We start from the raw sequence: 13,319 nt of genomic DNA, 5'->3' as shown, positions 1-13,319 counted from the left end.
ACTAGACTATCCCATCGAAGAACATTTATGAGTTGAATTCACAATGGCCAGACTGGAAGTGAACCGTTCCGGCGAGCTGGAAGTGTTTGTGCGCGTGGTCGAACTGGGCGGCTTTTCCGCCGCCGCGCGCGCCTGCGGCATGACGCCGTCCGCCGTCAGCAAGCTCGTGTCTCGGCTGGAAGAGCGCCTGGGCGCGCGCCTGTTGAACCGCTCCACGCGCCAGCTGCAGCTGACGGCCGAAGGCTGCGGCCTGTATGAACGGGGGATGCAGGTGCTGGCGGCGCTGGACGAGGCCGAGCGCTGCGCGGGCGTGCAGGATGTGCCGCGCGGCAAGATCAGGGTGAATGCGAACGTGCCGTTCGGTCAGCATTTTTTGCTGCCGCTGGCGCCGCTGTTTCTCGAGCGCTATCCCGAGGTGACGCTCGACATCGTGCTCACCGATGAAGTCGTCGATATCCTCGAACAACGCACGGACGTGGCCGTGCGGGCCGGTCCCCTGAAAAGTTCCAATTTGCTGGCGCGCAAGCTGGGCCAGACGCGCATGGCGATCGTGGCGGCACCAAGCTACCTGGCGCGGCGCGGCACGCCGCAGGCAGCGGCCGAGCTGGCGTCGCACAATCTGCTCGACGCCAATTACGCGCGCGCCCGCTCGGGCTGGCCGCTGCGCCTGCCCGAGGGCGACATCGTCGTGCCCGTCGTTGGCAATGCGCAGGCCAGCGATGGCGAAGCCTTGCGGCAACTGGCGCTGGCGGGACTGGGACTGGCGCGCCTGGCGGCGTTCCAGGTGCGCGCCGATATCGCGGCGGGCCGATTGCAGGCCGTGCTGGAAGCGTTCAACCCCGGCGACAGCGAAGACGTGCATGCCGTCTTCGTGGGGCAGGGCGGGCACGTGCCGCTGCGCGTGCGCGTTTTTCTCGACTTTCTGGCGCAGCATGTCGACCTGGCTTGATGCGATAGGCTGCAGGCGGACACGGCCGCGCAGTACAATATCGGACGGGCCGCAATGGTTCGGCCCGTATTGTGCCTTTGAATGGAAATATGTTCCTGGTAAAACCTGAACGCCGCCGCCTGCTGCAGGTGGGCGCAACCGTGGCTGTCATCGCGCTGGGCCTGGCCTCGCGCGCCTATCCCCAATTCCTCCCCGCCGCGCTCGGCAAGTATCCGGGCGACGCCCTGTGGGCCATGATGATCGTCTTTGCGCTGGGCATCTTCGCCACGCGCATGCGCACGTGGCAGCTGGCGCTGACTGCGCTGCTGATCTGCTTTGCCGTGGAATTCGGCCAGCTGGTCCAGACGCCCTGGCTCGTCGCGCTGCGCGCGCATCCGCTGGGGCACCTGGTGCTCGGTTCCACCTTCGGCTGGGGCGATTTGATCGCCTACACGGCCGGGGTGGCCGTGGCGGCGTTCATCGACAAGCTGGCGCTGTTCAAGCGCCGCTAGTCTTATTTGACGTTACCCTCCGCATCGCGCAATTCCACGGGCGCCAGTTTCAGCTTGCTCAACTGCGGCGCGATCTTCGCCTGGTCGCCCACGCCGATGACGATCAGCTTTTCCGGCTGCAGGTATTTTTTCGCCACCTGCTGCACCTGCTTGTCCGTCACACCCGCAAAGCGCTGCGGCAAGGACGCGTAATAGTCGAGGCCCAGGCCGTAGATATAGGTGTTGGCCATGCTGGCGCTGATGCTGGCATTCGTCTCGAACTGGCCCGGCAGCGACAGCACCTGCGAATTGCGCGCATTCGACAATTCCTTGGCCGTCAGTGGCTTGGCGATCATGGCGCGGATTTCCTTGAAGGTTTCCGACACGGCCGCGCCCGTCACGTCCGTGCGCACGCCGGCGGCAATCGAGAACGGTCCCGGCTGGCTGCGGTACTGGAATTGCGAGCGCACGCCATAGGTGTAGCCCTTCTCTTCGCGCAGGTTATTGCTTAGCCGACTCGTAAACAAGCCGCCCAGCGCCGCGTTCATTACTTGCAGCGGCGCATAGTCGGGTGTCGCGCGGGCCACGGCGATGGTCGACAGGCGCACGGCCGTCTGCGGCGCGCCCGGCTTGTCGACGAGGATCAGCCTGGCTTTCGTCGTGGCCGGCGCCGCCGCCACGGACGGCGCCACCGCGCCCGCCTTCCAGCTGCCGAACTTGGCTTTGGCCAGCGCCTTCAATTCCACCGCGCCGATGTCGCCCGAGACGATCAGCGCCGCATTGTTGGGCACGTAATGCTGCTGCCAGAACGCCTGCAGGTCGGCGCGGCTGGTGGCTTTCAGGGCCGCTTCCGTGCCCAGCTGGATGGTGCCGTACGGATGCTGCGGGCCGTACAGGGCGGCCGCTTCCACGCGGGCCGCCACGGCCGCCGCGTTTTCGCGCTGCTGCGCCAGTTCGCCGATGCGGCTGGCGCGCTGGCGTTCCACCTCTTCTTGCGGGAATTGCGGGTGCTGGACCACGTCGGCCAGCACGTCGAGCGCTTGCGGGAAGGTGGTTTTCAGCGACGTCAGCTGGGCGAACGAGGCATCCGCGCCGGAACCCGTGCCCAGAAAAGCACCGAGTTGCGCCACGTCATCGGCTATCTGCGGCGCGCTGCGCGTACTGGTCCCTTCCTGCAGCAATTGCGCCGTAAAGCCCGACAAGCCCGGCTGCGCCAGCGGATTGGCGCCCGAACCGCTCTTGATGACCAGCTGGCTGGAAATCAGCGGCACGGCCGGGTTGTAGTTGTGGATCACGGTCAAGCCATTGCTCAAGGTGAAGGAGGTCGCTTGCGGCAGCACGATCTTCGGCGCGGGACCGGCCTTCGGCACCGCGTTGCGCCATGGCTCGTCCGCATTGATGGCCGTGCCTGGCGCCGGCTTGACCTTGCCCGGCGCCGGCGTCGCCACTTCCGGACCCAGGTCCGGCTTGCCCGGCACGCCGTAGACGACCACGCGCGCCTGGTTTTTCAGGTAGGTGTCGACGGCGCGCTGCACGCCGGCCGCCGTCACCTGGCGGTAGCGCTCGATATCCTTGCCCAGGTAGCCGGGGTCGCCCAGGTACTGGTTGTACTGGTTCATCATGTTGGCATTGCCACCCACTTTTTCCACCTGGCTCAGCATGGCTGTTTCAATGCTGTTGCGGGCCCGTTCGATTTCCTTCTCGCTGGGCCCCTGGGCGCGTAATTGCTCCAGCTCCGCCTGCATGGCTTGCTCGATTTCCTCGGGCTGGTGGCCGGGGCGGGCCGTCACGTCGAGGGTGAACACGGAGGTGAGGGCGTTCGAGCTCTGGTTGGCGCCCACGTCCTGCGCGATCTGCTTGTCGTACACGAGCGATTTATATAAACGGCTGGACTTGCCGCCGGCCAGTATCTGCGCGGCCATCGACAGTTCCGCATCGTCCTTGGCATAGGCGGACGGCGTCAGCCAGGCCATGAAGACGCGCGGCAGCTCGACCCGGTCCTGCACGACGATGCGGCGCTCCTGCGTGATGGGCGGCGTCACGACGTCGGGCTTGGCCACGGCGGGGCCGCTCTTGAAGCTGCCGAAGTACTTGTTGACCAGTTCCTTGGTCTTGGCCTTGTCGATGTCGCCCGCGATCACCAGGCTGGCATTGTTGGGACCATAGTATTTGGTGAAGAATTCCTTGATGTCGGCCAGTTTCGCGTTCTGGATATCCGCGTGCGAACCGATGACGCTGGCGTAATACGGGTGGCTCTTCGGGAACAGCTGGTGGTACAGGGCTTCCTGCACGATGCCGTAGGGCGCGTTTTCCACGCTCTGACGGCGTTCGTTGCGCACCACGTCCTGCTGGTTCGTCAGCGCCGTCTGGTCGAGCACGTCGAGCAGATAGCCCATGCGGTCGGAATGGGCCCACAGGGCCAGTTCCAGCTGGTTCGACGGCACCGTGTCGAAATAATTGGTGCGGTCAAAATCCGTGCTGCCGTTCGAATCGGTGGCGCCCGCGCCTTCGAGCAACTGGTCGGCCATGCCGCGCGGCACGTGCTTGGTGGCGGCAAACATCATGTGCTCGAACAGATGGGCAAAGCCCGTCAGGCCCGGCGCTTCATTCGCCGGTCCCACGTGGTACCAGATGTTGACGGCCGTGACGGGCAATTTATGGTCTTCCACGAGGATCACGTCGAGGCCGTTCGGCAAGGTGTATTTTTCGTAGGCGACATTGGGCACGGCCGTGGCTGCCGTCGCGGCAGCGGCGCCGGCGGCGTGGGCGAGCGTGAGCGGGGCGCCGTACAGCGACAGCATCAGGGCGGGAATGGCCAGCAATTTGATCGGTTTCATGCATGCTTCCAGGCTAGGGTGGGGAAGACGCTGCGGCCCGCTCGTGGCTGGCCCAGCGCGATGGTGCTACGGTCGGTGCTACGGTTGATACAGCAGGGCCGCGCCGCCCAGCACCAGCAGCGCGCAGGCGAGCGAGACGATGGCCGCCGCGCCCAGCAAACGCCATTCGCGCGGCGTAAAAAGGGGGACAGGCCCGGGCGCTTGCTGCATGGGCTGCGGCATGGCTGCGGCCGGTTCGGGCGGCAAGCCGCCCGTGGCGCGCGCCTGCGCCGCCAGCGCCTGCGTGGCGGCGTCCAGCAGGGCCAGCTGGCGCTCGACGGTGTCCGCCAGCACGGCTTCGTTCAGCGCCACGAGGGCGAATATCGGGTCGTCGACGTCGACCTTGATGCCCGTCTTGTCGAACACGTGGCTGCGCAGAGTGTGCCGGTCCATCTACCACTGCACCTTGTCGAGCTGTTCGAAGATGTCGCGGTAGACGACCTTGATGCGCTGCTTTTCCATGATGTTGAACTTGTCGTTCTGCAGCACTTCCTGCATCGTCAGGCGCGCCGTGTTCATTTTCTTGACGTCCGCGCCGAAGGTGTCGGGGTTGCGCTGGCTCAAAGTGATGCTGCCTTTTACGCGCGCGCGGTTGTCGGCATACGACTGCGATTCGACGAATTGCTTGCCGGACGCCGATTGCAGCAGGCCGAAGTGTTCGTTTTGCCACAGCACCAGCGGCACCTTCGTCGCTTGGGCCGTCGCGACAAAACCCGTAGCCGTGTCGTGCAGGGTGTCGCCGCCGCCGACGATGGTGTGGATGTACACCTTGCGGCCCGATTCTTCCAGCAGCGAAAAACAGTCGTTTTCCAGCAGGTAGCCCATCAGCGGCGAAAACGTGTTCGCGCCATTGTCGATCACGCAGTTGCCGTCCGTGTCGAGGATGTCGATCATCAGCGCGTCGAAGCGTTTCGGATCGATGTTGCGCGCATCCGTCATCACGGGCACATGCTTGACGTTCATCGCCTTGTAGCGCGAGAACGTGGCGTTTTCCTGATCGGTGTCGTAGCAGCGCAGCGGCGTGTCGTCCTTGCCGCCTATCCACTGGGCCAGCAGGGTCGAGACGAGGGTCTTGCCGATGCCGCCCTTGCCCTGCAGGATGAAATGTACCGTGTTTTGCATTGCGACTACTCCAAGTTGTTGCGTCAGTGACAATCAAAGATCCGTGACAGCGGCGATGGCGCCCGGCCAGGCCACGACTGGCATTTTTACCACAATCCTTTGCAAAGATGCCATGCGCGCGCGCGAATCTGGTTATGATGTTAATCAGGATACCATTGATACAAAGCAAGTTTTGTGTGAAAAATGCACCCCAGAGTGTGAACGAGGACGCAGTGCCGATCTCCAGTCTCGATAAAGCCGACATTGACCGTCTGAATCAGCAAGCCCTGTCCTGTCTGATCGGTAACCGCCGCCAGGCACGCCGGCTGGCGCAGATGGCGCTGGCGGCGGCGCAACGGCAACAGTATGCGCGCGGCGGCGCGTATGCGGAACTCAATCATTGCTGGCTGTCCTATTATGCGGGCGAAACGGAGCCGTCGTGCGAGCGCCTGCGCGACTATTTCAAGCAGACCTGCGACCTGGAAGGCGGCATGGAAGTGGCCGCCCTGCAGGGCGCGTACGCGAGCCGGCGCGGCGACTTTGCCGATGCCGAGCAGCATTTCCTGCAGGCGCGCAGCCAGGCCGCGCAGATCCCCGACTCGCTGCATAAGTTCATGCTGTACGCGCGTCTGGGTGTCGATGCCCTGAACCGTGGCGATACGCAGGACGGCCCGCGCAATTTCCTGCTGGCGCTCGACATCGCCGAGCGTTTCGGCAGCCCCGCGCACCGGGTCAACAGCCTGTCGAACCTGGCGTCGTCGCAGCATGACCTGGGCAACGATGAAGACGCCATCCCCCTGCTGGTCGAGGCGCTCGACATCATCGGCACGCAAAAGCTCAAATACCAGCAAACCATCGTTTCGGCCAACCTGGCCATGTGTTTATTAGCCACCGGCAAGCCGGCCGAGGCGCTGGCGCTGGTCGAGCCGTTTTACGAGTGGCCGGAAGAGGACCTGGCCGTGCGCGCCTTCCTGTTCTGCATCGCCGCCCATGCCGCCATCCTGCTGCGCCAGCCCGAGAAGGCCTTGCAATTGCTGCTGCGGGCCGAAGACTATGCGCGCCGGGGCCAGGACCTGGAGGAGCAGATGCATGCATGGCTGGTGCGCGGCAAGCTGGACCTGCACGCGGGACAGACGGCGCAGGCGCTGGCATCCCTGACGCAGGCGCACAGCCTGCTGAGCTGGACGCGCAATCCGTTTCACCAGCAACAGATCCTGCGCGGCCTGGCCGACATCAATGCCCAGCTGGGCGAATGGCAAACCGCGTACGGTTTCCTGCAGCAATACCAGGCCGCGTACGAGGCCAGCAGCAAGTCGGCGCGCGCCTCGCGCAGCCTGATGCGCAATCTGGAAAAGGAAATGCACAGCCTGAAGGCCGAGCGCGACAAGGCGCTGGAGCTGCAGGCGGCGCGCGAATCGGAAAACGTCAAGCTCGAGCACCTGAACCGCGAACTGGCGCACCAGATCCTGCACGTCAATTCTTTGCAGGACAGCCTGAAGGAGCAGGCCATGCGCGACCACCTGACGGGCTTGTACAACCGCCGCCATTTCGAAACCTGCCTCAATGCCATCCTGCACGAGGCCGACGCGGATGCGCCCGTGGCCATCGCCATCATCGACCTGGATTTTTTCAAGCGCGTCAACGACACTTACGGGCATAATTTTGGCGACGAAGTGCTGATCCAGTTCGCGCGCCTGGTGGAAGGCCAGCTGCGCGGCAGCGACATGGTGTGCCGCTATGGCGGCGAGGAATTCTGCCTGCTGTTGCGCGAAGCCGACAGCCTCATCGCCGCGCACAAGATCGACGATATCGCCGCGCGCTACCGCCAGCTGCTGATCCAGCAGGCGCCGCACAGCTTGACGGGCTGCACCTTTTCAGCCGGCATTGCCGAATATCCGCGCCACGGCGCCGGCCGCCATGAATTGCTGATGCGCGCCGACAGCGCCCTGTACGCGGCCAAGCAGGCGGGCCGCGACCGCGCCTGCATCGCCGGCGCTACTGAATAAAACGCAGCAGTTCCCGCAAGGCGTGCGCCACCGCCTGCTCGCGCACGGCCTGCCGGTCGCCCGCGAACACCAGCCGCTGCGTCTGCACGCGCCCGTCCATGGCCCAGCCGAAGCAAACGGTGCCGACGGGCTTGCCCGGCACGCCGCCCGTGGGGCCGGCGATGCCCGTGGTCGAGACGGCCACCTGGGCTTCGCTGTGGGCCAGGGTGCCTTGCGCCATGGCGGCCGCCACTTCCTCGCTGACGGCGCCGTGTGCGGCGATCAGTTCGGCGGGCACGCCCAGCATGCCGGTCTTGGCCCCGTTGGAATAGGTGACGAAGCCCCGTTCGAACCAGGCGCTCGAGCCCGAGATGTCGGTGACGGCCTGCGCCACGCCGCCGCCCGTGCACGATTCGGCCGTGGCCAGCAGCAGGCCTTTCGCCTGCAAGGCCAGGCCGACGGCGGTGGAGAGGGGGACGAGTTCCTTGCTCATGGATGGCTCCTGTGTGCGGTGAAAATGGTGGCAAGACTGTAGCATGGCCGACGGTAAAAGAAACTTTCCCCGGTCACAGCGAAAATGCGTACACTCTTTTATACATTTGCTACCACTTCGGGCCGGCAGGCGCTCTGTCGCTGCGCCACCCTGGTGCGCATCGCTCGAACAGGCAGGCGGCATGGTGCCGCGCCTTCATATGCATTATCTTTACTCGGTTGTCATGGCAATTCTGAACTGGACCTGGTGGCGTCATCCTGGCCCCCTGCGCCGCCCTGTGCGCGGCGCTGCTCGCCGCTCCCTGCGCTGGGGCTGGCTAATGCTGCTCCTGGGCGTGCTGTGCGCCGATGCGCGGGCGCAGGTGCCGGGGGAGCTGGAACGCCAGGTGAAGGCCGGATATCTGTACAAGTTTGCCGGCTATGTCGAGTGGCCCGACGGCAGCTTTGCCCGGCCCGACTCCCCGCTGGTGATCGGCGTGGCGGGCGCCGATGCGCTGGCCGAGCAGCTCGAACAGAGCGTGGCCGGGCACAGCGTCAACGGCCGCGCCGTGCAGGTGAAAAAAGTGCGCCGCGGCGACGCGCTGGCCGGGCTGCACGTGCTGTACCTGGGCGCGCTGGATAAAATGGCGCTGCAGGAAATGCTGGCCGCCAGCCGTGGCCTGGCGTTGCTGACGGTGTCCGATTCGGATGAGGTCTACGCGATGGGCAGCATGATCAATTTTGTGATGGCCGAAGACAAGGTGCGCTTCGACGTGGCGCTGAAACCCGTGGCGCAGGCGCATATCCGCATCAGCGCACGCATGCTGCTGGCCGCCTACCGCGTGCAGACGGGAGGCGCCTAGATGATACGACTGCGTTCCATCCGCCACAAGCTGATGTCGGTGGTCTTGCTGACCACCCTGGTGGCGCTCGTCATTTCGCTGGGCACCATCGTCGCCTATGACTTGCGCGCCTACCACCGCAACCTGGTGGCCGACATCAGTACCCAGGCCGAACTGCTCGGGCACATGAGTTCGGCCGCGCTGGCCTTCGACGACGAGCGCCTGGCGCTGGAAAACCTCAATCTGATGCGCATCCGCCCGCGCGTGACGGCCGGCGCCCTGTACAAGGCCGACGGCAGCCTGTTTGCCAGCTACCGCGCGAATGAACGCTTGGGCGAGCTGCCGGCGAAGGCGGGCAAGGAAGGCGTCAGCATCGCGGGCAAATCCGTCGAATTGTTCAAGCCCATCGTCGACAATGGCGAGCTGCTGGGCACCGTGTATCTGCGCGCCGATTACGAACTGGCAGGCCGCACGGCCGATTACCTGGCCATCGCGCTGGGCGTGACGGTGCTGGCGCTGCTGGTGGCCTTGCTGCTGCTGCGCCGCCTCGATTTCGTCATCACGCAGCCCATCCTCGACATCGCCGACGTGGCGCGCGAAGTGATCGAGACGGGCGACTACTCGCGCCGCGCGCGCAAGCTCAGCGTCGACGAGGTGGCGCAGCTGGTCGATTCCTTCAACAAGATGCTGGCCGAGATCGAGCTGCGCACGCAGGCGCTGGAGCGCTCGAACGGCGAGCTGGCGCGCGAGGGCGAGCAGCGCACCCAGGCGCAGCAGGAAGTCATGCGCCTGAACCAGGAGCTGGAAGTACGCGTGCACGAGCGCACGATGCAGCTGGAAATGACGAATGGCGAACTGGCCATGGCGATGGAAGAGGCGCGCAGCGCCAACTATGCCAAGTCGGCGTTTTTGTCGTCGATGAGCCATGAATTGCGCACGCCGCTCAACGCCATCCTGGGCTTCGCGCAAATCCTCAGTTCCGACCGCCTGCCGTCGACCCTGGAGCAAAAGAAGGAGTTCGCCGGGCATATCCTGAAATCGGGGCGCCACCTGCTGACCTTGATCAATGAAATCCTCGACCTGGCGAAGGTGGAATCGGGCACCGTCAGCCTGTCGCTCGAACCGGTGGGCCTGGACGCCATCTTGCAGGAGTGCCGCGACATGATCGCGCCGCTGGCCAGCCAGCGCGGCATCGGCATGACCTTTCCCGACGCTTGCCCCCTGAACGTGCTGGCCGACCGCACGCGCCTCAAGCAGATTCTGTTGAACCTGCTGTCGAACGCGCTCAAGTACAACCGCGAGCAGGGACAGGTGGCCATCGATTGCGCGCCGCAGGCGGACGGACGGGTGCGCATCAGCGTGCGCGATACGGGCGTGGGCCTGGACGGCGAACAGGTGGCGCTGCTGTTCCAGCCCTTCAACCGGCTGGGGCAGGAGGGCGGCACGGAAGAAGGCAGCGGCATCGGCCTGGTGGTCACCAAGCGCCTGGTGGAGCTGATGGATGGCAGCATCGGAGTGAGCAGCGCGCCCGGCGAGGGCAGCACCTTCTGGATCGAGCTGCGCGTGGTCGACGCCTTGCCCGCACCCGACCTGCTGGCCTTGCCGCGGCCCGACCTGGCCGGGGCGCTGCTCGATCACAGCGCCCCCGTGACCTTGCTGTACGTGGAAGACAATCCCGCCAACCTGACCCTGGTCGAGGAAATCGTCCGCTACTGCCCGCAATTGCAGCTGCTGACGGCCACGGATGGCCGCCTGGGCGTGGAAATGGCGCGCACGCACCTGCCGCAGCTGATCCTGATGGACATCAATCTGCCGCACGTGAACGGCACGGAAGCGCTGAAGCTGCTGCGCGCCGATCCCCGCACGGCGCACATTCCCGTCATCGCCCTGACGGCCAACGCTATGCCGGGCGACGTCGAGCGCAGCATGGCGCTGGGCTTTTACCGCTACCTGACCAAGCCGATCAACCTCGATGAATTTACCGAGGCGATCAACAGCACCCTGGCCTATGTGGCGCAGCAGCGCCGGCAGAAGGGAACAGGCGCGCCATGATCAGCCAGGCCGATATCTATGCGGCGAAAATTCTCATCGTGGACGACCAGGACGTCAATTTGCGCCTGCTCGAGCATTTGCTGCAAAGCGGCGGCTACACGGCCATCAGCAGCACCCTCGACGCGCGCGCCGTGGCCGGCCTGCACCAGCGGCACCAGTTCGACTTGATCATCCTCGACCTCGTGATGCCCGGCATGAGCGGCTATGAGGTGATGGATGCCTTGCGTCCGCTGGAGCGGGAAGGCTATCTGCCCGTGCTGGTGATCGCCGCCGACCCGGACGCCAAGCTGGCGGCGCTGGAAGCGGGCGCGCGCGACTTTATCAGCAAGCCCTTCGACGCGCTCGAAGTGCTCACGCGCATCCGCAACATGCTTGAAGTGCGGCTGCTGCACCGCGCCGCGCGCCACTACAACACCTTGCTCGAACGCACGGTGAGCCAGCGCACGGCCGAACTGCAGCGCTTTCGCGGCGCCATGGACGCCACCACGGACGCCATCTTCCTCGTCGACGTGCTGGGCATGACCCTGGTCGACGTCAACGACGGCGCGTGCCGCCTGCTCGGCTATGCGCGCGCCGAACTGCTGGCGCTGGCGCCCGGCAGCCTGCTGCCGTCGCCGCCGGCCCCGCCGCTGGCCGCGCTGCCGGGCGGCCAGGCCCACCTGGCCACGGAAGTGACGGAATGCGAACTGGTGCGGCGCGACCTGAGCTTGATACCCGTGGAACTGGGCTGGCACTGGTATGCGCAGGCGCCCGTGATGGGCGGGCAGGCTGCGGGCGGCCTGCTGCTGATCGCCGTGGCGCGCGACATCAGCGAGCGGCGCCAGGCGCAGGAGCGCCTGAAGCACCTGGCCCATTACGATGGCTTGACGGGCCTGCCGAACCGCAGCCTGTTCTACCAGACCCTGGCCCAGGCCGTCGAACTGGCGCAGGAAAAAAGCTGGCGCATCGTGGTGCTGTTCATCGCGCTGGACCGCTTCAAAAGCATCAACGACACCCTGGGCGCGGCGCTGGGCGACGAACTGTTGCGCCAGTTCAGCAACCGCCTGGTCGAATGCGTGCGCCTGCGCGACACGGTGGGGCGCCTGGGCAACGACGAATTCGCGCTGATACTGACCATGAGCCGCAACCAGCAGGAAGCCGTGGCCGTGGCCAACCAGGTGCGCGAAGCCCTGCGCGCGCCGTTCGACTTGCGCGGCCACGCGGCCACCCTGACGGCCAGCATCGGCATCGCCATGTATCCGGACGACGCCACCGACCCGGAAACGCTGATCAAATACGCGAATACGGCCATGGGCGGCGCCAAGCAGGCGGGCCGCGACGGCTACCGTTTTTTCACGGCCGGCATGAACGTGCAGGTGCTGGCGCGCCTGGACCTGGAACTGGCGCTGCGCCATGCGCTCGAACACGAGCAGTTCATCCTGTATTACCAGCCGAAGGTGGATTTGCGCACGGGCCGCATCAGCGGCGTGGAAGCGCTGCTGCGCTGGCGCCGCCCCGGCTACGGCCTGGTGGCGCCGGCCGAATTCGTGCCCGTGCTGGAAGACACGGGCCTGATCGTGCGCGTGGGCGCCTGGGTGATCCAGGCCGCCTGCCGCCAGATCGCCGAGTGGCGCGACAGCGAAGTGGGCCCCGTGCACGTGGCCGTGAACGTGTCGAGCCGCCAGTTTGCCGAAGGCGACCTGGAAGGCGAAGTGACGCGCGCGCTGACACGGCACAACGTGGCGCCCGAGCTGCTGGAATTGGAACTGACGGAAACGGCGCTGATGTCGAACGCCGAGCGCACCATCGTCGTGCTGGGCAAGCTGAAAAAAATCGGCGTGAAGGTGGCCATCGACGATTTCGGCACCGGTTACTCGAGCCTCGCGTATCTGCAGCGCTTCCCCATCGACAAGCTGAAAATCGACATCGCCTTCGTGCGCAACATCACCAGCAACCCGAACGACGCGGCCATCGCGCTGGCCATCGTCAGCATGGCGCACAGCCTGAAACTGAGCGTGGTGGCCGAGGGCGTGGAATCGCGCCCGCAGCTCGAATACCTGCGGCGCAACCGCTGCGACGAGATCCAGGGCTTTTATTTCAGCCGCGCCCTGCCGGCACTGGAACTGGGGCAGATGATCGCCGCGGGCGCCGGCCTGCCGCCTGGCCACGACCCGGCCGCCCAGCCGGCGCAAACCCTGCTCATCGTCGACGACGACGTCAACGTGCTGTCGTCGCTGCACCGCCTGTTCCGTCCCGAGGGCTACCAGATCCTCACGGCCAGCACGCCGGCCGAAGGATTCGAGATGCTGGCCCTGCACCGGGTGCACGTCATCGTCTGCGACCAGCGCATGCCGAGCATGAGCGGCACGGAATTCCTCAGCAAAGTAAAAGAGCTGTACCCGGAAACCATCCGCATCATCCTGTCCGGCTACACGGGCCTGGAAGCCGTGCTCGACTCGATCAACCGGGGCGCCATCTACCGTTTTTACACGAAGCCGTGGGACGACACCCAGCTGCGCGACAACATCCGCCTGGCCTTCCAGCACTACTGGATGGTGAACCAGCCGGGGCTGGCGCGCGTGGCGGTACGCTAG

At 65.5% G+C, this 13,319-nt stretch carries 10 protein-coding genes; 6 read left to right on the top strand and 4 right to left on the bottom strand.

The annotated features are described in order from the left end of the window. The first annotated feature begins 43 nt into the window (after window positions 1–43). Both JAB4_RS27255 and JAB4_RS27250 read left to right on the top strand, forming a co-directional pair. A complete protein-coding gene (locus JAB4_RS27255) occupies window positions 44–949 on the top strand; it encodes a LysR family transcriptional regulator (protein ID WP_070220329.1) in 906 nt (301 codons plus the stop codon). Window positions 950–1,038: 89 nt separating this feature from the next. Further along, entirely contained in the window at window positions 1,039–1,440 is a 402-nt protein-coding gene (locus JAB4_RS27250; protein WP_070220326.1) for a DUF2809 domain-containing protein, read from the top strand. Window positions 1,441–1,442: 2 nt separating this feature from the next. Here the strand turns inward: JAB4_RS27250 and JAB4_RS27245 are convergent, their stop codons facing one another. The 3 genes from JAB4_RS27245 to JAB4_RS27235 form a co-directional block, all read right to left on the bottom strand. After that, window positions 1,443–4,256: a pitrilysin family protein gene (locus JAB4_RS27245; RefSeq protein WP_070220324.1), complete on the bottom strand. Its 2,814-nt coding sequence runs from the start codon at window positions 4,254–4,256 to the stop codon at window positions 1,443–1,445. A gap of 78 nt (window positions 4,257–4,334) precedes the next feature. Beyond that, on the bottom strand, window positions 4,335–4,688 hold the full coding sequence (locus JAB4_RS27240; RefSeq protein WP_070220322.1) for a hypothetical protein: 354 nt from the start codon (window positions 4,686–4,688) through the stop codon (window positions 4,335–4,337). Beyond that, window positions 4,689–5,417, bottom strand: a complete 729-nt coding sequence (locus JAB4_RS27235; protein ID WP_070220320.1) for a hypothetical protein — start codon at window positions 5,415–5,417, stop codon at window positions 4,689–4,691. A gap of 212 nt (window positions 5,418–5,629) precedes the next feature. Here JAB4_RS27235 and JAB4_RS27230 point away from each other — a divergent pair, with 212 nt between their 5' ends. Further along, entirely contained in the window at window positions 5,630–7,402 is a 1,773-nt protein-coding gene (locus JAB4_RS27230; RefSeq protein ID WP_070220735.1) for a GGDEF domain-containing protein, read from the top strand. Here JAB4_RS27230 and JAB4_RS27225 read toward each other — a convergent pair. Beyond that, window positions 7,392–7,874, bottom strand: coding sequence for a CinA family protein (locus JAB4_RS27225; protein WP_070220318.1), 483 nt, complete (start codon window positions 7,872–7,874; stop codon window positions 7,392–7,394). The genes JAB4_RS27230 and JAB4_RS27225 overlap by 11 nt on opposite strands. 223 nt (window positions 7,875–8,097) lie before the next feature. Here JAB4_RS27225 and JAB4_RS27220 point away from each other — a divergent pair, with 223 nt between their 5' ends. From JAB4_RS27220 to JAB4_RS27210, 3 genes are read left to right on the top strand one after another with little or no spacing between them, the layout of a single operon-like run. Continuing rightward, the gene (locus JAB4_RS27220; RefSeq protein ID WP_162995783.1) at window positions 8,098–8,715 is read left to right on the top strand and encodes a YfiR family protein; all 618 of its coding nucleotides are present in this window, start codon (window positions 8,098–8,100) and stop codon (window positions 8,713–8,715) included. Beyond that, complete coding sequence (locus JAB4_RS27215; protein WP_070220315.1) at window positions 8,716–10,746, top strand: ATP-binding protein; 2,031 nt, start codon at window positions 8,716–8,718, stop codon at window positions 10,744–10,746. After that, window positions 10,743–13,319 carry an EAL domain-containing protein gene (locus JAB4_RS27210; RefSeq protein WP_070220314.1) on the top strand — a complete coding sequence of 859 codons (2,577 nt, stop codon included), beginning with the start codon at window positions 10,743–10,745 and terminating at the stop codon, window positions 13,317–13,319. The genes JAB4_RS27215 and JAB4_RS27210 overlap by 4 nt, the downstream gene beginning before the upstream one ends.

The organism is Janthinobacterium sp. HH102 (assembly GCF_001758625.2).
Lineage (GTDB): Bacteria > Pseudomonadota > Gammaproteobacteria > Burkholderiales > Burkholderiaceae_D > Janthinobacterium.
The sequence above is the reverse complement of the archived record's forward strand: the minus strand, read 5'-3'. Positions and strand labels throughout refer to the sequence as shown.